General features: G+C 35.7%; 20 protein-coding genes and 1 tRNA gene. 11 read left to right on the top strand and 10 right to left on the bottom strand.

Annotated elements, in window-relative coordinates; genetic code table 11:
• Positions 1 to 13 precede the first annotated feature (13 nt).
• From ACO05S_RS10830 to rsmA, 6 genes are all read right to left on the bottom strand, one after another.
• Positions 14 to 517 carry a rod shape-determining protein MreD gene (locus ACO05S_RS10830; protein ID WP_421918030.1) on the bottom strand — a complete coding sequence of 168 codons (504 nt, stop codon included), beginning with the start codon at positions 515 to 517 and terminating at the stop codon, positions 14 to 16.
• Positions 514 to 1341, bottom strand: coding sequence for a rod shape-determining protein MreC (mreC, locus tag ACO05S_RS10825; protein WP_421918029.1), 828 nt, complete (start codon positions 1339 to 1341; stop codon positions 514 to 516). The genes ACO05S_RS10830 and mreC overlap by 4 nt, the downstream gene beginning before the upstream one ends.
• A gap of 43 nt (positions 1342 to 1384) precedes the next feature.
• Positions 1385 to 2407, bottom strand: coding sequence for a rod shape-determining protein (locus tag ACO05S_RS10820; RefSeq protein WP_110361167.1), 1023 nt, complete (start codon positions 2405 to 2407; stop codon positions 1385 to 1387).
• Between the two features lie 80 nt (positions 2408 to 2487).
• Entirely contained in the window at positions 2488 to 4020 is a 1533-nt protein-coding gene (gene purH / locus ACO05S_RS10815) for a bifunctional phosphoribosylaminoimidazolecarboxamide formyltransferase/IMP cyclohydrolase (RefSeq protein ID WP_421918028.1), read from the bottom strand.
• A gap of 242 nt (positions 4021 to 4262) precedes the next feature.
• On the bottom strand, positions 4263 to 5624 hold the full coding sequence (gene mgtE, locus ACO05S_RS10810) for a magnesium transporter (RefSeq protein ID WP_421918027.1): 1362 nt from the start codon (positions 5622 to 5624) through the stop codon (positions 4263 to 4265).
• Positions 5625 to 5648: 24 nt separating this feature from the next.
• On the bottom strand, positions 5649 to 6440 hold the full coding sequence (gene rsmA / locus ACO05S_RS10805) for a 16S rRNA (adenine(1518)-N(6)/adenine(1519)-N(6))-dimethyltransferase RsmA (protein WP_421918026.1): 792 nt from the start codon (positions 6438 to 6440) through the stop codon (positions 5649 to 5651).
• Positions 6441 to 6659: 219 nt separating this feature from the next.
• Between rsmA and ACO05S_RS10800 the strand changes: the two genes are divergently transcribed.
• Positions 6660 to 7673 (top strand): lysylphosphatidylglycerol synthase transmembrane domain-containing protein, encoded by a 1014-nt coding sequence (locus tag ACO05S_RS10800; RefSeq protein ID WP_421918025.1) that lies wholly within the window; start codon positions 6660 to 6662, stop codon positions 7671 to 7673.
• A gap of 6 nt (positions 7674 to 7679) precedes the next feature.
• A complete protein-coding gene (locus tag ACO05S_RS10795; protein ID WP_421918023.1) occupies positions 7680 to 8858 on the top strand; it encodes a hypothetical protein in 1179 nt (392 codons plus the stop codon).
• Between the two features lie 49 nt (positions 8859 to 8907).
• On the opposite strand, the gene recQ is transcribed toward ACO05S_RS10795, so the two are convergent.
• The gene (gene recQ / locus ACO05S_RS10790) at positions 8908 to 11085 is read right to left on the bottom strand and encodes a DNA helicase RecQ (protein ID WP_421918022.1); all 2178 of its coding nucleotides are present in this window, start codon (positions 11083 to 11085) and stop codon (positions 8908 to 8910) included.
• A 219-nt stretch (positions 11086 to 11304) separates the two neighbouring features.
• Between recQ and ACO05S_RS10785 the strand changes: the two genes are divergently transcribed.
• The 8 genes from ACO05S_RS10785 (at position 11305) to clpX (ending at position 20340) form a co-directional block, all read left to right on the top strand.
• Positions 11305 to 12315, top strand: coding sequence for a KpsF/GutQ family sugar-phosphate isomerase (locus ACO05S_RS10785; RefSeq protein WP_421918021.1), 1011 nt, complete (start codon positions 11305 to 11307; stop codon positions 12313 to 12315).
• 27 nt (positions 12316 to 12342) lie between these two features.
• The gene (gene tatC / locus ACO05S_RS10780; RefSeq protein WP_421918020.1) at positions 12343 to 13173 is read left to right on the top strand and encodes a twin-arginine translocase subunit TatC; all 831 of its coding nucleotides are present in this window, start codon (positions 12343 to 12345) and stop codon (positions 13171 to 13173) included.
• A gap of 64 nt (positions 13174 to 13237) precedes the next feature.
• Positions 13238 to 15742, top strand: coding sequence for a DUF5686 family protein (locus ACO05S_RS10775; RefSeq protein ID WP_421918019.1), 2505 nt, complete (start codon positions 13238 to 13240; stop codon positions 15740 to 15742).
• A 53-nt stretch (positions 15743 to 15795) separates the two neighbouring features.
• Complete coding sequence (lptB, locus tag ACO05S_RS10770) at positions 15796 to 16530, top strand: LPS export ABC transporter ATP-binding protein (RefSeq protein ID WP_421918018.1); 735 nt, start codon at positions 15796 to 15798, stop codon at positions 16528 to 16530.
• Positions 16531 to 16670: 140 nt separating this feature from the next.
• Positions 16671 to 16752 (top strand) — tRNA-Leu (locus ACO05S_RS10765).
• Positions 16753 to 16855: 103 nt separating this feature from the next.
• Positions 16856 to 18205: a trigger factor gene (tig, locus tag ACO05S_RS10760; RefSeq protein ID WP_421918017.1), complete on the top strand. Its 1350-nt coding sequence runs from the start codon at positions 16856 to 16858 to the stop codon at positions 18203 to 18205.
• 158 nt (positions 18206 to 18363) lie between these two features.
• Positions 18364 to 19038 carry an ATP-dependent Clp endopeptidase proteolytic subunit ClpP gene (clpP, locus tag ACO05S_RS10755; protein ID WP_421918016.1) on the top strand — a complete coding sequence of 225 codons (675 nt, stop codon included), beginning with the start codon at positions 18364 to 18366 and terminating at the stop codon, positions 19036 to 19038.
• A gap of 87 nt (positions 19039 to 19125) precedes the next feature.
• The gene (clpX, locus tag ACO05S_RS10750) at positions 19126 to 20340 is read left to right on the top strand and encodes an ATP-dependent Clp protease ATP-binding subunit ClpX (protein WP_421918015.1); all 1215 of its coding nucleotides are present in this window, start codon (positions 19126 to 19128) and stop codon (positions 20338 to 20340) included.
• Between the two features lie 98 nt (positions 20341 to 20438).
• On the opposite strand, the gene ACO05S_RS10745 is transcribed toward clpX, so the two are convergent.
• The 3 genes from ACO05S_RS10745 to ACO05S_RS10735 form a co-directional block, all read right to left on the bottom strand.
• Positions 20439 to 21290 (bottom strand): hypothetical protein, encoded by an 852-nt coding sequence (locus ACO05S_RS10745; protein ID WP_421918014.1) that lies wholly within the window; start codon positions 21288 to 21290, stop codon positions 20439 to 20441.
• A 3-nt stretch (positions 21291 to 21293) separates the two neighbouring features.
• On the bottom strand, positions 21294 to 21779 hold the full coding sequence (locus ACO05S_RS10740) for a dihydrofolate reductase (protein ID WP_421918013.1): 486 nt from the start codon (positions 21777 to 21779) through the stop codon (positions 21294 to 21296).
• 235 nt (positions 21780 to 22014) lie between these two features.
• Entirely contained in the window at positions 22015 to 22809 is a 795-nt protein-coding gene (locus ACO05S_RS10735) for a thymidylate synthase (RefSeq protein ID WP_421918012.1), read from the bottom strand.
• 519 nt (positions 22810 to 23328) lie between these two features.
• Between ACO05S_RS10735 and ACO05S_RS10730 the strand changes: the two genes are divergently transcribed.
• Positions 23329 to 24585 (top strand): nucleoside permease, encoded by a 1257-nt coding sequence (locus ACO05S_RS10730; RefSeq protein ID WP_421918011.1) that lies wholly within the window; start codon positions 23329 to 23331, stop codon positions 24583 to 24585.
• Positions 24586 to 25191 lie beyond the last annotated feature (606 nt).

Raw genomic sequence — 25191 nt, 5'->3', positions numbered from 1 at the left:
ATCTATTGTTGATCTATTTTTTGAACATTAAAAACTGAGAAGTAAGTATTAAAGTTAAGGAGAAAAATGTACTGAAAATGATCCGCATCATAGTTTCACTAAAGTTAGCGAAAGAAAATGACTCGATAATAAACAAGAAACTATGATGAGCAAAAATTAAGCTTAGCGCATATTTAAAGAACCAGCCAAATCCGAAATGAGCAACCCCAGGGAATGTTCCTACCTCGTACCCATCGCGAAGCGACAAGTAATTCAGAATATAAGGACGGATATATCCCATAAAAACGCAAGCCGATGCATGCATTCCAAATGTTCCGCAAAAAACATCAATGCAAAAGCCAAGGAAAAAGGAAAGTAGTAATAGTAGCCAATTGGGGATTTCAAATGGCAATAATAAGATGAACAGAATGTACATATACGGATTCACAAATCCACTTACCTGAATGTTATTCAAGATCGTTACCTGTATTAGAATCAAAACTACAAAGCGGATGATATTTTTTAAGATGATATTCATTCTAATGCCTCCTCCTCAATATTTAATCGCTCTTCTTTCATCAAATCACTAACCACTTTCACATATGAAATGCTTTTAAAATCGTTGGAAAGCAATACTTTTACATCCTGAAAATTACTTCCCGATGCTGACAGAACTTCATCAACTACACCTAACGGAATACCTTCTGGAAATATAGCAGAAAAACCACTGGTAACAATGCTATCTCCTTTGGCAATATTTACATGAAAAGGAATGTCTTTTAGCTGCGCTCTTCGGTAATCAATTCCATCCCAAATTAATGAGCCGTAATAGTTGTTTCTCTTTAACTTTGCAGAAACTCTAAGGCGATTATTTAAAAGTGATATCACCGAAGAAAAGTTATTGGAAACACTTTTCACTACTCCAACTACACCATGATCTGTCACAACTGCCATTTCACTCTCAATTCCATGAATTTTTCCTTTGTCAATCGTGATATAATTCAACTGTTTATTAACAGAGTTGTTAATAATTTTAGCAGTACGATAGATGTATTTCTGCTTGTAAATTGTATCGGTAAAGGAAAAAGAAGAATCAGCCGATAAGGAGTAAGATGATTTCAAAAGATTTCTTAACCTGGCATTTTCGCGATTCAATTCTTCATTCATCTTGACCAAAGAAAGATAGTCAGTGATAGAGGATACCTTTTGGTAGATGCCTCCGCTAATGGCATTACTCGAATTCAGGAATTGTGATTTCTGATAGTTATTATAGTTGACCAATAATAACAAACAAAAAAATTCTATTACAATAAATAAGATCGTAAAGTGAAATCGTACAATAGAGTGCAACAGATTCTTCATTCGAAAATCAATTCCTGACTATAACACATGCTTTCGTCCCCGATTATCTTCTCAGGAACGAAAATTTATCAACATTCTTAAGGGCTATTCCCGTTCCACGCGCTACCGCTCTCAATGGATCTTCAGCAATATGAAATGGAATATTAATTTTATCGGTTAATCTCTTGTCAAGCCCACGCAGCAATGCTCCTCCTCCTGCCAAATAGATCCCTCTATTTACAATATCCGCATACAATTCTGGTGGTGTTTGCTCTAAAGCACTTAAAATTGCAATTTCAATTTTAGAGATTGATTTCTCTAAACAATGGGCAATCTCTTGATATGAAACAGGCACTTCAATTGGCAGCGCTGTCATTTGATTTGGACCTTGAACGCGGAAGTCAGCTGGTGGATCTTCGAGCTCTGACAACGCTGATCCTACGTGAATCTTAATTTCTTCGGCTGTTCTTTCCCCAATTTTAATATTGTGCTGATGACGCATGTATTCCTGAATATCAACAGTTAAATCGTCGCCCGCAATACGAATGGATTTATTGGTAACAATTCCTCCTAATGAAATAACTGCAATTTCGGTAGTACCACCACCTATATCAACTACCATGTTTCCTTCCGGAGCTTCCACATCAATTCCGATACCAATAGCAGCTGCCATTGGCTCGTAAATCATGTAGACATCTCTACCACCTGCATGCTCCGAGGAGTCGCGTACTGCACGCATCTCTACCTCGGTACTACCCGAAGGAATACACACAACAATTCTTAATGAAGGAGGAAATAAACGAGGTTTTTTGTTAATCATCTTAATCATCCCCCGTATCATCTGCTCTGCCGCATTAAAGTCGGCAATAACACCATCCCTCAGCGGACGAATGGTTTTTAAATCTTCGTGTGTTTTACCTTGCATTTGGCGAGCTTTCTCACCAATCGCAACCATTTTTTCGGTGCGGCGATCAAGAGCTACTATCGAAGGTTCATCAACAACAATTTTATCATTACAAATAATGATTGTGTTAGCAGTACCTAAATCAATAGCAATCTCCTGAGTTAAAAATGAAAATAATCCCATATGGTAGCTATATCTCTGTTATCTTTTTAATGTTGCAATTCGGATACAGTAGGAATTCCATATCCGAACCAGCAAATTCTTTAGTGTTTAAAATGTCTCATTCCGGTAAACACCATAGCAATACCGAATTCGTCAGCAGCTTTTATTGAATCTTCGTCCCTAATTGATCCTCCTGGCTGAATAATAGCGGTAACACCTGATTTATGAGCTGCTTCAACACAATCCGAGAATGGTAAGAATGCATCAGAAGCCATTACGCTTCCCTGAATTCTTTCTGCTCCCTGACGAATTGCATTTTCCAAAGCCCAGATTCGACTTACCTGTCCTGGCCCAACACCAGTTGAAGTTTTGTCTTTTGCCAAGGCAATACCATTCGATTTTGCATGTTTCACTGTCTTCCATGCAAACATTAAATCCTCCATCTCTTTTTCAGATGGTTGTCTTTTGGTCACTACTTTTAGTTCTTCTCCAATCAGTTTCTGATCCTGATCCTGAACCAATAATCCACCCAATACAGTTTTGCCTTTCATTGCAGTATAATCTGATTTTAGGATCTCAGGCAATTCCAAAAGTCTTAAATTTTTCTTCTTGGTTAATACTTCAAGAGCTTCCTTGCTAAATGACGGAGCAACAATTACTTCCAGGAAGATTCCGCTCATGATTTCGGCAGTTGCCTTGTCAATTTCACGGTTAGCTGCTACAATTCCTCCAAAAATTGAAACCGGATCGGCATCATAAGCTTTCTGAAATGCTTCAGAAATGCTATCAGCACTACCAATTCCACATGGATTCGCATGCTTTGCAGCTACAATTGTTGGCTCATCGAATTCTTTCAATGTTTCCAATGCTCCATCAGCATCTCCAATATTGTTATACGATAATTCCTTACCGTGAATTTTATTCGCAGCAGTTAATGTACCTTCTGTCTCCTGAATTTGAGTGTAGAAAGTTGCATTCTGATGCGGGTTTTCACCGTAACGTAAATCCTGTTTCTTTTCGTATGTAAGTGTTAAAGTTTTTGGCGATTTTACTTTCAGTTTTTTATTAAAATATCCAGAAATCAATGCATCGTAATGTGCTGTGTGTTCAAAAACTTTCGCTGCCAAATATTCTTTTGTTTCATGGCTTGTATCTCCTGATTCTTTTAACTCAGCAATTACTTTGGTATAATCCTCAGGATCGGTAATCACTGAAACAAAATTACAGTTCTTTGCAGCAGCTCTCAACATGGTTGGACCACCTATGTCAATATTCTCAACGATATCTTCATGGCTTGATTTCGGGTTTAAAACAGTTTGCTTAAATGGATAAAGGTTACAAACTACAATATCAATTGGAGCGATACCCAACTCAACCATTTGTTTTTGATGAACTTCATTATCCCGAATGGCAAGAATTCCTCCCTCTACATGCGGATGTATGGTTTTTAAACGACCATCGAAACATTCCGGAAATTTGGTCAAGTCCGAAATATCCATAACCGAAATTCCTTCTGCTTTAAATCTTGAAGATGTTCCACCGGTGGAAATAATTTCCCAACCCAGTTCGGTTAGATTTTTTGCAAACTCAACAACATTAGTTTTATCAAAAACACTTATTAGAGCTCTCTTCATAATTCTATTTTTTGGAGATATTTTATAAAATGGTATAGATTAAATTCTCTTACGAAAAAACAATTCTGGTTTATTGACATTGCAAATATCTAACTTCCAGTAATTTACAAGGTCTCGAATAACCCCATGCAAAGTTAAGAAAAACCTAAAAGAAATCCGACCATAGAAATTCCTTTCTGGTCAATATTTTTATATCCCCAATTGATCGCTTTGCAGCCAAAAGAAATAAGAAACAATTTTAGCTATAGAGTCATTAAAAAATAAGCTCCTATGGTCAAGTAAATGAATAAACCAACAATATCATTTAATGTTGTAATAAATGGTCCTGTTGCAACAGCAGGATCAATCTTGGCTTTATTCAGCATTAATGGTATTAATGTTCCCCCAAGCGCAGCAAATATTATTACTGAAAACAATGCTACCGAGATAGACAATGTTAACTCCACTGAATTATCGGTGAGAAAATATGCTCCTACAAAAAGGATTAGAGAGCATGTTAAGCCATTTATTAAGGCTCCGGCCAGTTCTCTTAATATTCTGCTAAATGTACTCTCAAAACCCAATGAGTTATTTGCAATGGCTTGCACAATTATTGCTGATGACTGCACGCCAACATTACCACCCATCGCAGTTATCAACGGGATAAAAAATGCCAATTCAGGTGTATGTTCAAGCCCATTTTCATGAGCAGATATAACCATTGCCGCAAAAATACCACCTAAAAGCCCAATTAAAAGCCATGGTAATCGCGCCCGGGTTTGAAGCCAGATAGAGTCACTAGCCTCTACATCCTCAGTAAGACCAGAAGCCATTTGATAGTCTTTTTCAGCTTCGTCCCGAATTACATCTACAACATCATCAATCGTGATTCGTCCCATAAGTCTTCCAATACTATCAACAACCGGAATCGCTACAAGGTCGTATTTTTCCATAATCAAAGCAACTTCCTCATCTTCAGCATCAGTATGAACCGACATTACATCTGGCTGATAAATGTTTATAATTTTAGCTGAAGTTGAGCTCAAAATCATTTTCTTTAATGAAAGAGTTCCCTTTAGAATACCATCATCATCAACAACATACACATAGTAAATCTCATCAATATCTTCAGCCTGACGACTCAATTCTCTCAAACAAGTTAAAACCGTCCAGTTTTCATTAACAATTACAAGCTCCTTGGCCATAAGACCACCAGCAGTGTCCTCATCATAATGCAAAAGATCTACAATATCACCAGCCTGCTCAATATCCTCTATGTGTGAAAGTATTTCCTCTTGTTTCTCATCAGACAAACCACCAATAACATCAGCAGCATCATCCGAATCCATATTATCGATAAATTTTCTAGCAACTACCTCTGCGGGAAGAGCTTTCACAAAGCGATCTCTATCATCCTCTTCAAGCTCTGCCAAAACATCGGCTGCGGTATCTCCATCAAGAAGCAGATAAAGAAATTTTGCCTCATCAATACTCAATTCATCATAGATTTCGGCAATATCAGCTGGATGCAATTCTTCCATTAATCCAATTGCCTCCGCCTCATTCTTTTCTTCGATAACTCTTTTTACTTCATCGATATATTTGCGAGTCAATTCAAATTGCATAACAAAAATTTTTAGGTGTAACTTTTATTCGTTTAACTGCACATTCAATACCCCCTGAATTTTATTTGTTAAACTTACAAACTCAGTAATAGTTAACTGTTCAGGTCTTTTCGACATTAATTCATCTTCAAGTTTATTTTCGCATAAGATTGGTTTCAAGGAGTTTCGTAATGTTTTACGGCGTTGATTAAACCCCGTCTTTACGACTCGAAAAAATAATTTTTCGTCACAATCTAAATTAGCAGTGGAATTGCGTACCATTCTAATTACTGCAGATTTTACTCTTGGAGGTGGATCAAATACTTTTTCACTTACCGTGAACAAATATTCGATATTATAAAACGCCTGCATCAAGACACTCAAAATCCCATAGATCTTATTCCCTGGATTGGCACTCATGCGTTCGGCAACTTCTTTTTGAATCATTCCAACTACTTCAGGAACCTGATTACGATTTTCTAGGATCTTAAAAAAAATTTGGGAAGAAATATTATATGGAAAATTTCCTATCACAGCAAAAGGCTCATGAAAATGAGATGATAAATCATACATCAGAAAATCTTCCTCAATAATTCGATCCGATAATTCTGGGTAATTCTCTTGCAAATAAGCTACAGATTCCGTATCAATTTCCACAACATGAGTCTCAAAATTGTCATCTTTTAATAGATACTGAGTCAGAACTCCCATTCCCGGACCAACTTCCAAAACTTTGGAAATATTATCAGCCTGCAAGCCTGCTACAATTTTTTTTGCAATATTGAGATCTTTTAAGAAATGCTGCCCCAGATTTTTCTTCGCCCTAACGTATTCCATACATATCTTTTTTATTCTCTTTTTATAATTGCCCCCAAGATTAACAGAAGTTAAATTCAGAAGCTTTTAAAAGGAGATTACAAACATTTACTTATTTTTGTAGCTTATTTTAACGCTCGGTAAAATTAGGACTTAATACCGAATAAGTCGGTATTCGCACTAAAAAATTAATCATTGTTAGTTTTTTTAGGAAAAATTCTAACATTAAAAATATTCAAATTGAAGAAAAAGCTTGCAATTACTCTTAAATTTTTAATCTTCTTTTCGATAGGAGCGCTTTTATTTTGGATCACATATCGTGACCAAAATGCCTCTGAACTGCTTCACACTATCAAAAATGACGTTAATTATTACTGGATAGTACTATCATTGTTCTTTGGCCTATTAAGTCATATCAGCAGAACCATCCGGTGGAATTTACTAATAGAATCACTTGGTAAAAAACCACGCACAGTTAATACTTTTCTTGCCGTAATGGTTGGTTATTTTGCTAACCTTGCCCTGCCCAGAATGGGAGAAATTTCAAGATGTGGAATCATCAGTAAATATGAAAAAATTTCCTTTTCTCAATTGGTAGGCACTGTGGTACTCGAACGCGTTTTAGACATCATTATGCTTTTCATTTTCCTTTTGATTGCATTGTCAACTCAATTTTCAGTTATCGCTAACTTCTTCAGCAACAACCCTGAGGTAAGTGCAAAACTATCCAATATCTTTGCCTCCGCATACACCTTATATACTTTATTTGCGATCATTCTAACCGTTTGGTTACTTAGAAAGAAATTTAAACACACTAGAGTTTTTAAAAAAATAGATCAAACTCTAATAAATTTCATGGATGGTTTTAGAACCATCAAAAAAATTGAGAACAAATGGCCATTTGTTTTGCACACAGTGTTTATTTGGCTGATGTATTACCTAATGACATACATTTGTTTCTTTAGTTTTGGCTTCACTTCAAACCTTCCAGCTTTGGCGGGACTAACGGTGTTTGTGATGAGTGCTTTAGGAATGGTTGCACCCGTTCAAGGTGGAATTGGAGCATGGCATTTTATGGTAATTGGCACACTGCTTGTTTACCTCCCTGAAGTTCAAAACATTGAGAGCATGTCAAGAAGTTTTGCTTTGGTGGTTCACGGGGCACAAACTGCCATGATCATAATTGTTGGAGCACTTTCTGTAATTGCCCTTCCCTTTGCAAATAAAAAAGAATTAATCAAAAACCAAGCTTAAGCTTAAATGGGACGTTTTACAATCATTGAGATAAAAGATCATAAAACAAGGAAGGAATTCCTCGAATTGCCTGTTCGATTGTATCAAAATGAAAAAAACTGGATAAGACCTCTCGATTTTGAAATTGAAAATATCTTTAATCCCAACGAAAATAAGATGTTTCAACATGGAGAATGCTGTCGCTGGATCATCATCAACAGTTCGAATGAAACTATTGGCCGCATTGCTGCATTTATCGATCACAAATCCAAAGATTTAAGCGATCAACCAACAGGAGGCATAGGTTTTTTTGAGTGTATCGAAGATAAAGAGGCAGCATTTACTCTTTTTGATCACTGCAAGAACTGGCTTCAAAAGAGAAAAATAGAAGCGATGGATGGGCCAATAAATTTTGGAGAAAGACATCAGTGGTGGGGATTGCAAGTAGAAGGAGAACATCGACCTGTTTACAACATGCCGTACCACAAGGCTTACTATAAAAGTTTCTTTGAAAGTTATGGTTTCAAGGTTTACTTTAAGCAATTTACTTACAAAACCATTTTCTCTCCAGATAGCTTAAGCGATATCATAAAGTGGAAAGCCGAAAGATTAAGTAAAAATCCAAATTATAGAGTGAAACACTTTTTAAAATCTAAAACAAAACAATTCATTAAAGATTTTGTTCAGATTTACAATGAAGCGTGGATAAAGGAAATTCCTGGAATAGAGGGAATCACAGAACACCAAACAAAAACTCTTTTCGATGAACTAAAACCAATTATTCATGAAAAATTAATGTGGTTTGCCTATCACAACAATCAACCCATTGGCTTTTTTATCATGATACAGGATTTGAATGAATATTTACAGCACATTAATGGTAAAATTAATTTGTTTGGTAAGCTTAGATTTCTTTTTTACAAATATTTTCAAAAAAATAAGAATGCCATTGGTCTGATATTTGGTGTTGTGCCAGAATTCCAAAAAAGAGGAATTGAAGCTGCCATGATTTATGAATTCTCAAAATCAAGCCTTGACAAAAAGTTCCCATTTAAAACCTTGGAAATGAATTGGATTGGTGATTTTAATCCAAGAATGAGCCATTTAATGAAACACATTGGCGCAGAAGTATACAAAACTCATTACACTTATCGAAAACTCTTTGATGAAAACAAAATATTTAAACGATCTGAAATTATACAATAATAATGGACTGTAAATTTACAGCCCATTATTATTAGTTTGATTTTCATCCTTACAATCCATTTTCTGAATGGAACAAGATCCTCATTAAACGTATGTCTTCTTCAGAATAATCTTCCTCTCCCAGTTCATCAAGGGCATCATCAATATTATCTGTTTCGGCCTCGTAAAAATAGTCCAGAATTTCTTCTTGCTTATCTTCATCGATAACTTCATCAACGTAATAATCTAAGTTGAGTTTTGTACCAGAATAGACAATTACCTCCATCTCTTTTAGCAAATCTTCATAGTCCATTCCCTTTGCTTCAGCAATATCTTCAAGATCCAACTTTCTATCGATACTTTGTATAATATATACCTTGAATTTCGATTTATCAGCGACCATACGCACCACCATATCTTGTGGTCTTTCAATATCATTTTCCTCAACATGTTTACTGATCAGGGCAACAAAATCTTTTCCAAACCGTTTGGCTTTTCCAGCTCCGACTCCATGAATATGACCCAACTCTTCAATCGTTGTTGGGTAATGTATAGACATTTCTTGCAAAGAAGGATCCTGAAAAACCACATAGGGAGGCACATCCTTTTGTTTGGCAACCCTTTTTCGAAGATCTTTTAGCATTGATAATAGTTCTTCATCCATTACTGCAATGCCACTACCTTTGGGCGCCTCCGCATCAACCCCTTCAAAATCATGATCATCAGTCAACATAAAGGGAAATGGGTTTTCAATAAACTTATCCCCTTCCGGTCGCATCTTAATCACTCCATATTGCTCAATATCTTTTTCAATAAATGAATTGATAAGCGCTCGACGATATACCATATTCCAAAAGTGCTCATCCTTTTCATCTCCACTCCCATACAAATCAAGTTGATCGTGTTTGTAAGATTTTATGGCCGAATTCTGAGATCCAATTAAGATATTAACCAGATGATCAACCTTAAATCTTTCCTTAACTTCTTTAACCAGATTTAGCGCTTTGACTACATACTGCTCTCCCTGGAATTCTTTTTTCGGATGTAAGCAATTATCACAAGTTCCGCAATGATCCTCGTTGTGTTTTTCCCCGAAATAATGCAAAAGAACTGTCCTTCTGCAAACAGCAGACTCTGCATACGAAACAGTCTCCATTAATAATTGCTTCCCAATCTCTTGCTCAGCAACTGGCTTACCTTGCATAAACTTTTCAAGTTTCTGAATATCTTTGTAACTATAGAACGTTATGCAGCGACCTTCTCCACCGTCACGTCCTGCTCTTCCAGTTTCCTGATAGTAACCTTCCAAACTTTTCGGTATGTCATAATGAATAACAAACCGAACATCTGGCTTATCAATTCCCATTCCGAAAGCGATAGTTGCAACTACAACATCAACATCTTCCATCAAAAATTTATCCTGATTTCCAGATCTTGTAGTGGAATCCATACCCGCGTGGTATGGCACAGCCTTTATTCCATTTACCAGTAGAGTTTCTGCTAACTCTTCAACTTTCTTTCTACTCAAACAATATATAATTCCCGACTTACCAGGATTGCCCTTTATGAACTTTATTATTTCTTTGGTAGCATTTATCTTTGGACGTACCTCATAATATAAATTAGGCCTATTAAATGAAGATTTAAAAACCTTTGCATCCAACATGCCAAGATTTTTTTGGATGTCATGTTGCACTTTAGGAGTCGCCGTTGCCGTTAGAGCAATTATAGGTGCATTTCCAATTTCATTAACAATAGGTCTTATTTTTCTATACTCTGGTCGGAAATCATGCCCCCATTCCGATATACAGTGAGCCTCATCCACTGCATAAAATGTAATCTTAACCTGTTTTAGAAATTCGATATTACTCTCCTTTGTTAGAGATTCAGGTGCTACATACAGCAACTTTGTACGCCCTTCTAATACATCCTCCTTAACTTTTAAAGTTGCTGATTTAGACAAGGATGAATTTAGAAAATGTGCAATTCCATCATCCTCTCCGAAGTTTCTCATTGCATCAACCTGATTTTTCATCAGTGCAATAAGTGGAGATATAACGATTGCGGTACCCTCCAGCATCAATGAAGGTAGTTGGTAACAGAGTGATTTCCCTCCTCCTGTCGGCATCAACACAAATGTGTCGTTCCCATCTAGTATATTTTGAATTACAGGCTCTTGATTCCCCTTGAAATGCTCGAATCCAAAATACTTCTTTAAATTAGATGATAATTCAAAGTTTTTTCCCATACTTTAATTTGATATGCTTACTAATATGCTAAGTGGCTTGCTAAATTAATATTTTATTAGTGACATTAAATGTTTAGCTGATGATTTTTACACCATCAGCAATCCCCGAATTACAAAAATTAGATACTTTTGTATTTTAAATTTAGATAAACACTTGTACAATTCAAAACCGTTTTAACTTTTAACAGATTTTAACTAGAAAGTAGTAAATCAATACAAATGAGTTTAGTTAGCTTTGTACAAACAAAAAATCAATATACTGTGAAGTCAGCAGAGGATATAAAGAAAATTGCAATCAAAACGATTGAAGAAGAAGCAAATTCCATTTATCAATTAAAAAATTACATTGACGGAGATTTTGTTAAAATCGTAAAACTTATTCTAGAAAGCAATGGAAGACTTGTAATTACAGGGATTGGTAAAAGTGCCAATATTGCAAACAAAATTGTCGCAACACTTAATTCCACAGGCACTCCTGCTCTATTCATGCACGCAGCTGATGCAATTCATGGAGATTTAGGAATGATTCGTCCATATGACATCGTAATCTGCATTTCAAAAAGTGGAAATACTCCAGAAATCAAAGTTTTGGTGCCATTGATCAAAAATATGGGTAACATACTAATTGCAATGGTATCTGGACTGGATTCTTTTCTTGCCCTAAATTCCGATTATGTTCTTAAGGCAAAAATTAAAAAGGAAGCTTGTCCAAACAACTTAGCACCGACAAATTCAACAACTGCGCAGTTGGTTCTTGGAGATGCTTTAGCTGTAGTTTTGTTAGAATGCCGTCAGTTTACGGATAGAGATTTTGCCAAATACCACCCTGGTGGGGCATTAGGTAAAAAATTATATTTACGTGTTAGCGATTTAGTATCAAAAGATAATCCCCCAAAAGTTACCATAGATGAAAAAGTAAGACCAATCATCCTTGAAATTTCTTCGAAAAGAATGGGCTCAACAGCTGTTGTTAACGAAAAAGACGAACTTTTAGGGATTATTACAGATGGTGACCTTCGTAGAATGTTAGAAAGAAATGAGGATGTAAGTCAGCTTACAGCTAAAGATATTATGACACCCAACCCAAAAACAACCAGTTCTGATGTATTAGCTGTTAACGCATTCCAAGCGATGGAGAAAAACAACATTACAGGCCTAGCCGTTGTGGACGAAGGAAAATATATTGGCATGGTTCATCTGCACGATATTTTGAAAGAAGGAATTGTTTAATATCTTAGCCTCTCAAAACAACTAATCATGTCTGAAAAAGAACAACAGTCGAATGAAAATCAAATGAGTTTTCTGGAGCATCTTGAAGTGTTAAGATGGCATCTAATGCGATCCATAATAGCAGTTTTGGTTTTTGCTGTTTCGGCTTTTGTATTTTACGATTTCATATTTGACTTCTTGATTTTAGCTCCAAAGAATCCAGATTTTTTAACAAACCGAATGTTCGCTCAATTATCAGATTTAACAGGAGTTAAAGCATTAAAAATTAATACAGCACCCTTCCAGGTAATCAACATTAATATGGCAGGTCAATTTGCCACACATATTAGTGTTTCGTTGGTTGCTGGAATTATTGCAGGATTTCCATATATTTTTTACGAGTTTTGGTGTTTCATAAAACCAGCACTATACTCAAACGAAAAGAAACATGCACGAGGATCAATTTTTTACACCAGTTTTTTGTTCGCTTTAGGTGTTCTTTTTGGCTATTATATTATTACCCCACTATCGGTTCACTTCTTAGGATCCTACAGTGTAAGTGATCAGGTTATGAACCAAATTAATCTAAAATCCTACATCTCATCGGTAACTTCGATTGTATTGGCAAGTGGAGTTATTTTCGAGCTGCCAATTCTAATTTTCTTTTTGAGTAAAATTGGCTTGGTAACTCCTGATTTCTTGAAAAAGTATAGAAAGCATTCGGTTGTTTTAATTCTGATTTTATCAGCAATTATTACTCCTCCTGATATTTTTAGTCAGGTTTTGGTTTGCTTGCCATTAATGTTGCTTTACGAAATCGGAATTAAAATCTCAAAGCGAATTCAGAAAAAACAAGAGGCTGAACTTGCAAAAGAGTAAAACTAAAATTATTTAACTTTTTAAGTCTGAGTGCGATCTCTTAGACATTATTTATTTAATCAAGATGCAGATATTAAAAAAAGGATATTTCTTTTTAAGCGTTCTGATATTGTCCTTACTAAACTTAAATGCAATTGGACAATCTACTAAAGTAAGAGGAAAGGTTGTAGACTCAAAAACAAAACAAGCCTTGCCTTTTGTAAATATCGCCTACAAAGGCACAACCATTGGCACAACAACTGATTTTGATGGGAATTACTTTCTGGAAACCAGAACTCCGGGAGATTCAATCTACATTTCATTTGTAGGATACAAGGAAAAAGTTTTCCCTGTTCAAAAGGGAAACTTTCAAACATTAAATGTAGAGCTTGATTCTGAAACCATTGATCTGAAAGAAATCGTTGTAGTTCCGGGCGAAAACCCAGCTCATGTTCTTCTGCGTAAAATTATTAAACACAAAAAGAAAAACAACCCGGCGCGATTCAGTTCCTTTCAAGCAGAAACCTACACAAAAATGGAAATGGATCTGAACAACATCAAAGATGATTTTAAAGACAGGAAAATCATGCGTCAGTTCCAGTTTGTTTTCGATTATATGGATACATCCGTAATAACAGGAAAGCCGTATCTTCCAATTTTTATTACTGAATCATTGTCCGATTACTATTATCAGGATAAACCCAGGGTTGAATGCGAAGTCATAAAAGCTTCACAAATGTCAGGAATTCAAGACAACGCTAGCCTGGCTCAATTTACAGGTCAGCTGCATCAAAATGTGAATATTTACGACAATTATATCGATTTATTCGACATGGGTTTTGTCAGTCCAATTGCCGACGGAGGATTACGATACTACAAATATTATCTTACTGATAGTGCTTATCGTGATGGAAATTGGTGTTATCATTTGTCTTTTAAGCCAAAACGAAAGCAAGAACCAACTTTTATTGGAAATTTCTGGGTTGCTGACTCTACTTTTGCCATACAAAACATGCAAATGAGAATTGCCAAAGATGTTAATCTAAACTGGGTTAAAGATTTGGTTAGCAATAATGAATTTCAAAAACTAAACGATACCACCTGGTTCTTGAAAAAATCAAACCTCTTTGTTGATTTCATGCTTACTGAAAAAGACTCTACCAAACAGATGGGTTTCTTCGGAAGAAAAACAGTATCGTATAAAAATGTAAAAGTAAATGTTCCTTTACAAGAAGAAATCATTAAGCTTGATAATAATGTAATTGTTAATGAGGATGCGTTAATCCAGCCAAAAGTATTCTGGGACAATGCTCGCCCCTTTAAATTATCCGAACGTGAATCAGGAATATACGCTATGGTTGATTCCATTCAAAACGTTCCGCTTTATAAAAACATTGTGGATGTTGTCACAACTTTTATTACGGGTTACTATGTTCATGGTAAATTTGAATACGGACCTTATTACAAACTCTACAGCTTTAATGAAATTGAAGGAAACCGATTCATGTTTGGAGGACGAACTTCGAATGCCTTTAGTACCAAGATCATGCTGAATGGTCATTTGGCATATGGCACAAAAGATGAAAAACTGAAATATGGCTTGGGTTTTTTATACATGATTAAGAAACTACCTAGAGAAACCTTCGGCATGCAATATAAACATGATATCCATCAATTGGGGAAAAGTCCAAACGCATTTACCGAAGGAAATATCTTGGCCTCATTGCTTAAACGAAATCCTAACAATAAGCTAACAATGCTTAATCAATTTGAAACTCACTATGAGAAAGAATGGTTTCAAGGTTTTTCAAATACTTTAAAGTTTAGATATCGTGATATCAAACCAACAGAATTTGTTCCATTTCTGGATCGTTTTGGCAATTCAATATCAAGAATTACCACCGCAGAATTGGAGCTGAGAACTCGTTGGACAAAGAATGAAAAAATTGTTATGGGTGAATTTGAAAGAGTTCATCTTGGAGGGCCTGTACCGATTATAAACTTATACCTTACAATGGGCATGAAAGATGTGCTTGGTTCCAACTACGACTATCAGAAAATAGATCTAAGTGTTGAACACACATTTGAACTTCCCCCAGTTGGAAACCTGTACTTTTTAGCTTCAGGGGGCAAACTTTTTGGTAAAGTCCCGTATCCTTTATTACACTTACACGAAGGAAACGAAACTTATGCTTTCGATCCTTACGCTTTCAATATGATGAATTACTATGAGTTTGCAAGTGACCAATATGCAAGTTTATTTGTAGAACATCATTTCAATGGATTAATCTTAAATCGAATTCCACTTTTCAGAAAACTAAAATGGAGAACTGTAGTTTCAGGGAAAGGATTGATTGGCAAGTTGAGCAATAAAAACAATGGATCACTGCCCAACACAGAAACATACATGCAATTTCCCCAAGGCTTGTCGGACCTAAGTAAACCATACTTTGAGGCTAGCGTTGGAATCGAAAATATCTTTAAATTTATTAGAATTGACGCCATGTGGAGATTGACCCACTTGGATGACAATCCTTATCAGGATTTTGAAGATTTTGGCATCCGTGCGATGCTACAAATCACATTCTAATAATATCATTTTTATATTTGCACAATTCCAAACGATTAAAAAATTGGATAAGTATGATTTTAAGAGCTGAAAATTTAATTAAACGATACAAGAGCCGCACAGTAGTAAAAGGCGTTTCTGTTGATGTGAAACAAGGCGAAATTGTTGGATTACTTGGCCCGAATGGAGCAGGAAAAACAACATCTTTCTATATGATTGTTGGATTGATTCAACCAAATGGTGGTAGAATTTTCCTTGATAATCGTGAAATTACTCAAGAACCAGTGTACAAAAGAGCTCAACTTGGTGTTGGATATCTGGCTCAAGAGGCTTCAGTCTTTAGAAAGCTAAGTGTTGAGGACAACATTAAATCTGTTCTTGAAATGTCTGATTTCTCAAAAGAATATCAGGCGCATCGACTGGAAGAAATGCTTAACGAATTCAGTCTTCAAAAGATTAGAAAAAGTCTTGGAATACAACTATCAGGAGGAGAAAGACGAAGAACTGAAATCGCCCGGGCACTTTCAATCAAACCTAAATTTATTCTTCTGGATGAGCCATTTGCAGGAGTTGATCCAATTGCAGTAGAAGATATTCAAGAAATTGTGCGTCATCTTAAAGATAAAAATATAGGCATATTAATCACCGACCACAACGTGCAAGAGACACTTTCTATTACCGAAAGAGCATACCTATTATTCGAAGGAAGTATCTTAAAATCGGGGACTGCAGAGGAATTAGCTGCCGACGAAGACGTAAGAAGAGTTTATCTCGGAAAGAATTTCGAACTTAGAAAACCAGTAAAATAAGCGGATACAAAGTGTTAAATGCCTTACATTTTAGTTCCGGATTTTCTTCTCAGATTTTTTCGTAAAAAAATCTTCATTTTTTTCTTGATTGTTATTGCAAATTATAAAAAACAACTCTATATTTGCACCGCAATTAACCTGCGGATGTGGCGTAATTGGTAGCCGCGCTAGACTTAGGATCTAGTGCCGTAAGGCGTGGGGGTTCGAGTCCCTTCATCCGCACTACATAAAAAATAACCTTAAACCGCCCATACTACGATACAATGTGTCAATGGTTGAGCGGTTTTTTTTAATTAATAAGGTTTTATCTTTTAATAGCTAAAAAATGAACATCACAAAAACCAACATTGATGATTTAAACGCTGTAATAAAATTACAGATTGTTAAAGAAGACTATGAAAGTCGTGTAAACGATGTTTTAAAAGACTATCGTAAAAAAGCAAATATCAATGGTTTCCGCCAAGGTAAAGTACCTATGGGTGTGATCGAAAAAATGTATGGTACTCCTGTTTTAGCTGAGGAAGTGAACAAACTTCTTAGCGAAGAGCTAACGAAGTACATTCGAGAAAATGATTTGAAAATTTTAGGCGAACCACTTCCTAACGAAACTGAACAAAAAGAAATCAACTGGGGAACAGATACCGATTTCGAATTTGCTTTCGATATTGCTTTGGCTCCGGAATACAATCTTAACCTTAGCAAAAGAGATAAGCTAACATTCTTCAAAATTGCTGTTGATGAAAAAATGATTGAGAATGGCGTTGAAATGCACGCTCGTCGTTTCGGTTCAAACCAGCCAGTTGAAGCTGTTGAAGAAAAAGAACTTTTGAAAGGTAACTACGCACAAGTTGACGCTGAAGGTAAACTTGTTGAAGATGGAATTACTAGTGAAGATGTTGCAATTTCATTAGAATATATGGCTGATGAAGATGCTAAGAAGAAATTTATTGGTGCGAAGAAAGATGACGTTGTAGTATTTAACCCAGCTAAGTCTTTTGCCAACAAAACTGACTTAGCTTCTATGCTTAACATCTCTAAAGAAGAAGCTGAAACTTTAGATTCTGATTTCCAATTTACAATTACAGAAATTACCAAGTTTGTTAATGCTGAACTAAACCAAGAATTATTCGATAAAGTCTTTGGTGAAGGAACGGTTTCTTCTGAAGAAGAATTCAAAGCTAAAATCAAAGAAGATATCGAAAAACAACTAGTTAACGATAGCGATTACAAGTTCTTAATTGATGCTAAGGAAAAATTGATTAAGAAATCTAAAATGGAACTTCCTGAAGCATTCTTGAAACGTTGGATTACTATCAGCAACAATGAAATTACCAAGGAGCAAGTTGAGGAAGATTTCGCAAACTATGTGGATGAGTTTAAATGGCAGTTGATTAAAAATAGATTGACTGAAGAAAACGAACTTAAAGTTGAGCAAGAAGAAATCATGGCCTTTGCCAAGCAACAAGCTTTGATGCAATTCCAACAATACGGTATGATGGATGTACCTGAAGAATACTTAACAAACTACGCTCAACAAATGATGCAAAATCAGGAAGAGCAAAGAAAGATCTACGAAAGGATGATTGATAACAAAATTGTTGAGTTCCTGAAAGGTGCAGTAAAAATTGAAGAAAAGGAAGTTTCTACTGAAGAATTCAACAAGATGTTTGAGTAAGAGAAACTATTTAAATTTGTTTTAAAATATAGAAAAAACCACGCCTCCTTGGGACGTGGTTTTCTTTTTGATCCTTAAACTAGTTTTTGTTAAGCTATTCTTTTCAAATGGAGAAAATTTAACTAATTTAGGTCTACGAAATTTAAAATCTCATCTATATGGTAACAAAAGACGAATTCAGAAAATTTGCCACACAGCACATGGGCATCAATAGCCTTACATTAGATAAATATACGTCAATTAGCAACAGCTATATTTCTCCAACAATTATCGAAGAAAGACAGCTTAATGTTGCATCAATGGATGTTTTCTCTCGTCTGATGATGGATAGAATCATCTTTCTTGGTGTGCCGATTGATGACTATGTTGCAAACATCATCATGGCTCAACTACTATTCCTTGAATCTACCGATCCTTCCAAAGACATTCAGATATATTTCAACTCACCAGGAGGTTCGGTTCATGCTGGTTTAGGTATTTACGATACAATGCAGTACATCAAATGTGATGTTGCAACCATTTGTACTGGTATGGCTGCTTCGATGGGAGCTGTATTGCTAACTGCCGGAACGAAAGGAAAACGTTCGGCACTTAAACACTCGCGAATCATGATTCATCAGCCAATGGGCGGTGCTCAAGGACAAGCTTCTGATATCGAAATAACTGCTCGCGAAATCTTGAAATTAAAGAAAGAACTGTATACCATTATTGCTGATCATTCGGGTAATACTTACGAAAAGGTTGAAAAAGACTCTGACCGTGATTACTGGATGACAGCGATGGAAGCAAAAGAATATGGAATGATTGATGAAGTGCTGATGCGCGAGAAATAATCAATCATCTCAAAATCAAATCAAACCCAATGCAGAGTTAATCGTAAAATCATTAACTTTGCATTTTTAGTACTATAAATCAATATCATGGATAAATGCTCGTTTTGTGGGAGAGAAAAGAAAGATACTAATCTTCTGATTGCAGGAATCAGTGGTCATATATGCGACAGCTGTATTGATCAGGCCTATTCGATTGTACAGGAAGAATTAAGGAATCAATCGGATCTCGACCTGAAAGAGATTAAATTGTTGAAACCAATGGAAATTAAAGCCTTCCTCGATCAATACGTAATTGGTCAGGATGAGGCCAAAAAATACCTTTCCGTTGCCGTTTACAACCACTACAAAAGATTACTTCAGGAAAGAGATGACGAAGATATCGAGATTGAAAAATCAAATATTATTCTAGTCGGAGAAACAGGAACTGGTAAAACTCTTTTGGCAAGAACCATTGCTAAAATGTTGCATGTTCCTTTTACCATTGTCGACGCAACCGTTCTTACCGAAGCTGGTTATGTTGGCGAGGATATCGAATCAATTTTAACAAGACTGCTTCAAGCTTCGGACTACGATATTGAAGCTGCCGAAAAAGGAATTGTTTTTATTGATGAGATTGATAAAATAGCACGCAAAAGTGACAATCCATCAATCACCCGCGATGTTTCGGGAGAAGGTGTTCAACAAGGATTGTTAAAATTATTGGAAGGTTCGGTTGTAAATGTTCCACCTCAGGGAGGCCGAAAACATCCCGACCAGAAAATGATTCCTGTGAATACGAAAAACATTCTTTTTGTTTGTGGCGGTGCTTTCGATGGTATCCAAAGAAAGATTGCACAAAGAATGAACACCCAAGTTGTTGGCTTTAACGCAAGCAAAGAAAAAGAGCAGGTCGACCAAGAAAACTTCCTGCAATATATCGCTCCACAGGATTTAAAATCCTTCGGTTTGATTCCGGAAATTATTGGACGTTTACCAGTTTTAACTTATCTGGAGCCTCTTAACCGGGAAGCTCTTCGTAACATCTTAACAGAGCCTAAAAACTCAATCGTAAAACAATACACCAAACTGTTTAAGATTGATAATATCGACTTAACTTTTAAAGAGAGTGCACTTGAGTACATTGTTGACAAAGCCGTAGAGTTTAAACTGGGAGCTCGTGGATTGCGCTCAATTTGCGAAGCCATTATGATGGATGCAATGTTTGAGCTGCCTTCGGGTAAAGAGAAGAAAATTTTAATTGATGATAAATACGCAAGCGAGAAATTAGAGAAAGTTAATCTAAAGCGCTTAAAAGTAGCATAACTGATATTTAAAAGTTTGTATAGCGATCATACAAAAAACACCAGGCTTTCATCAAGCCCGGTGTTTTTTATTTAATGTAATTTCGACATAAAAATTTTCTACAAACTCACGCTAATCGTCGACCCTTCGGCAGTAACACTTACAATGCCATCGCAATTATCAAGGGTATTGCCTCCACCATAATTAACAAGTCCTTCTCCTATATCCTGCAAACTAAAGAATGCAGTTCCTCCAATAATATTTTCGCAAGAATAGGCATACACCAAATCCGATTCACTAGTTAATGACATCTGTGCTCCATTTGGATCTGTAATATCAATATCGCTTGTTAGATTGTAAATATCATCTACATAATCAATATCATCATTCTCACTTCTTATATAGGTGTAATCAGCTTCGAAAGATGGAACTGTAAAAGTAAAAACCGTTTCCTCTGAATCAGAGAAAGAAAATTTGATAGCATCAGTTGATACCGAAAAATTACGACCAGCCTCTCTTCCTACAATATTAAAACTGAAACCACCCGTAACATCAAAACCATTTGCAATAAAATCTGAAAGTCTTATATCAAAATCCTGAAGGTTTTCATTAGTAGGTTCTACAATTATCTTACCTCTAAAACTTCCTCCATTTGAACTACAGTTTGATGATGTTCCATAGTCAATAACTACTGAATCAATAACTTCTCCTGTTCTATGTATCACGGGAGTAACACATTTTGCAATTTCATCATCAATTGTATCCTTCTTGGTATCCAGATTATTCATTACAATGGCATTTACATCCATTACAATATCATTAATGCCATTATTAATTACTAAGCAGTATTCTGCTGGCACCGAAAAAACTTCTTCTATAATATCTTCAGGATCGGAACCTGTATAGCAAGAATTCGAAACTCCTATCAGGAATATGCCAAACAGTAATAATTTTAAACATTTACTATTCATTTTCTATTTTCTTTTATAATCAATAAATGAATAAGGATATTCATTCTTTTCATCTGGCAAACAATCTTCTCTTGCCACCGACTCCCACTCTGTTAATTTAATTTTAGGGAAGAATGTATCGCCAAAAAATTCTCTATGCACCAGTGTCAGATACAATTCATCAGCTTTATCTATAGACTGTTCGTAAATTGTTCCTCCTCCAATAATAAAAACTTTCTCCTGATCTTTTACCGTTTCCAATGCTTCCTCTAAGGAATGCACTACAATGCATCCTTCCTGCTGATAATCTTTTTGCCTGGTAATAATTACCGAAGTTCTGTTAGGAAGCGGTTTTCCAATGGAGTCGAATGTTTTTCGTCCCATAATAATGGTATGCCCCGTAGTTAAGGCTTTAAATCTTTTTAAATCTGCCGAAAGGCGCCAAATAAGTTGATTGTTTTTCCCAATAACATTATTTCTTGATGCGGCAACTATAATAGCTATATTCATAGAATTACAAATTTATAATTACGAAACGAGCGGATTAAAATAACACATACAAAAATGATTATTTTGATCATGCGTCTTCATCTGCCAATGGTAAAATTTATAAACAGATGAATTACGTTTCTTTACTGCTTTCTGATAAGCAATTGTTTGCTTAAATTTACTTCTTTTATTCTCGATGCGAGCTGCGTATTCAAAATCCTGCTGTTGCAGTATACAGTTCATTCGCTATTGGCAATCATACCGAAATTTCCCCTTTGATATGTGGATGCGCCTCGTAATTTTCCAAAGAGAAATCCTCATATTTAAAATCAAAAATACTTTTCACTTCCGGATTAATTTTCATTTGAGGCAAATCTTTTGGCTCACGAGTCAATTGCAGCTTTACCTGATCCATATGATTCAAATAAATATGAGCATCACCTAAGGTATGAACAAATTCGCCTGGTTCAAGATCACAAACCTGTGCCATCATCATATTAAGTAAAGCATAGGATGCAATATTAAAAGGCACTCCAAGAAAAATATCTGCACTACGCTGGTACAACTGACAAGACAATTTTCCATCGGCCACATAAAATTGAAACAAAGCATGACAAGGAGGCAAAGCCATCTTCTCGATATCTCCCGCATTCCAAGCACTCACAATTAATCTTCGTGAGTCGGGATTGTTCTTGATATCCTGAACCACCTGCTTGATCTGATCCAAGGATTCTCCATTTTCCTTTGGCCACGATCTCCACTGGTATCCGTATATATGCCCCAAGTCACCGTTTTTATCCGCCCATTCGTTCCAGATACGAACTCCATGATCCTGAAGATACTTCACATTGGTATCGCCATTCAAGAACCAAAGCAATTCGTGTATGATCGATTTTAAATGTAATTTCTTAGTGGTTAATACCGGAAAACCTTTCGACAAGTCAAAACGCATCTGATGCCCAAAAACACTAATGGTTCCCGTTCCGGTCCTGTCTTCTTTCCTATTTCCTTCCTCCAGAACTCTCTCTAATAACTGATGATATTGTTGCATAATCTATAGTCCAAATTTTTAATTTTTAAAGATAAGGAATACACTCTAGTATCAATAAAATCATGACATTTTTCTTGTGGCATCTCCCCTGCAAATGAAAAAAATTATAAATCGGCAAAATGAGTCTTAAATTCTTTTGGGAATTTTGAGTAGAATCCAGACAAAAAGTAAAGCCCGGCTATGGCAATAGGTTTTAACCAACAGCAAAGCATCACCAGCAAGATTTGGGTCTTGCAAGAGCGACCAAATTGCATAAAATTGTTGCAGTGGCGGCCAAATTGAGCGTTTCGGCGAACAAAAGAATGAGATTGATTTTATGCTAATGCCGCGATTAACTTCAGTTTCATTTAAAGCAAATCTTAATCGCTTTTAGCTTTCTCCTTTTTTTGTTAGATTTGACTCTTTCAAAATTGATATCCAATCATAAGCGTATAGATTGCCCTGTTAATTTTGAGCTGCTAGAACAACCAATCCATTTAGAATAGCAAATACTTATCTTACTTATTTAATCTACAAATTATGGGAATTAAAGGTCGATTGACACTATTAAACTTCCTTCAGTTTTTTATCTGGGGTGCTTGGTTAATAACCATTGCCAATTACTGGTTTGGAACAAAACAATGGTCGCCAGCCGAATTTGGTGCCGTATTCTCAACCATGGGAATCTCTTCTTTATTTATGCCTACACTTACTGGTATTATTGCCGACCGATGGATGAATGCAGAAAGATTATACGGTATTCTTCATTTGCTTGGAGGAGCAGCTTTACTGTATCTTCCGCAGGTTGAAACACCAAGCATGTTCATTACTGTAATTCTTTTGGCAATGATATGCTACATGCCAACCATCGCATTAATGAATACCATTTCATACACAGTCTTAAAAAACAACAACTTCGATGTGATTAAAGTTTTTCCTCCCATTCGCGTTTGGGGAACCATAGGTTTTATTGCCGCCATGTGGGTAACCAACCTTACGGGATCAAAAGCTTCGGTTAATCAGTTCTATATTGCCGGATTTGTATCCTTCATTTTGGCCGTCTATTCATTTAGTATGCCTCAATGCAAGCCACAAAACAAAGGACAAAACAATGCTTCGCTTACCGAAACACTAGGACTCAATGCCTTTAAATTGTTCAAGAATTACAAAATGGCATTGTTCTTCATCTTCTCCATGTTTTTGGGTGCAGCCTTGCAGTTAACCAACATGTATGGTGACCGATTCCTTACCGAATTTGAAAAAATTCCACAATACGCCGATTCATTTGTTGTAAAATATTCAACAATCATCATGTCGATTTCTCAGATATCCGAAACCTTATTCATCCTGGCCATTCCATTCTTCCTAAAGAAATTTGGTATCAAGAAAGTAATGCTGATCAGTATGATTGCCTGGGTACTTCGTTTCGGATTATTTGCTTATGGCGATCCTTCCGGAGGATTATGGATGATTATCCTGTCGTGTATCATTTATGGTATGGCTTTCGATTTCTTTAACATTTCAGGCTCTCTGTTCGTCGAAACGCAATGCGATTCAAATATCCGCGCAAGCGCACAAGGATTGTTTATGATGATGACCAATGGCTTTGGTGCCATTATGGGATCGTGGATCAGCGGAATTATTATTGGAACATTCTTTACCGCCAGCGATGGTAAATTTATTTGGATGGACATTTGGAACACCTTTGCAATCTACTCCCTGGTAATTGCAATATTCTTTGCCATAATGTTCAAACACAAACACGACCCAAAGCAAGTTGAGAACATTGCACATTAATAAGAGTAAAAACTTAAGGAGAAAGGCAGGTTAATCCCTGTCTTTTTTTGTTTTTATACTAATTTTATCAGAAACATTTGCCGGGCTCGGCAAACTCCTTCCTCATCCCTTTGTGGTAAAGTTTTTTCTTTGGGAATACAAGAGAGCATCAAAACAAATAATAACTTTTGATTTAGAAATGATATCACAAGTCCGCGAGCGTTTTTAAAGCCTTACACTGCTTAACACATCAAAACAACACAGCCTTTCGCCACATTTGCTTTGTTAGATAAAACACTTGGATAAATTTAGCCCGCTAAAAGCACTTATTTCATATAAAATAAGCGAATGAGTGACCCAAAGAGACCTATTTAACCTGAGTTCATTCTAATTCAAAACCAATAATTTAAGATATTTATTAAAAAATAAATATAACTTATTTATTAATCGTTATATATAATTTAATAATCTTTATAATTTAAATATTAATCTTTATTATCAATTTATTTATAATTATATATTATTACTGAATAAATAAAATACATTTATTTATAGTTTTTATTTATTTAATTATCATTCTATTTTATTTCTTTATTTGATTTTTAAATAACTAATACATAAATTGTA

It is taken from the genome of Marinifilum sp., assembly GCF_965230805.1.
GTDB lineage: Bacteria > Bacteroidota > Bacteroidia > Bacteroidales > Marinifilaceae > Marinifilum.
This window is presented reverse-complemented; position numbering and strand designations above follow the sequence as displayed.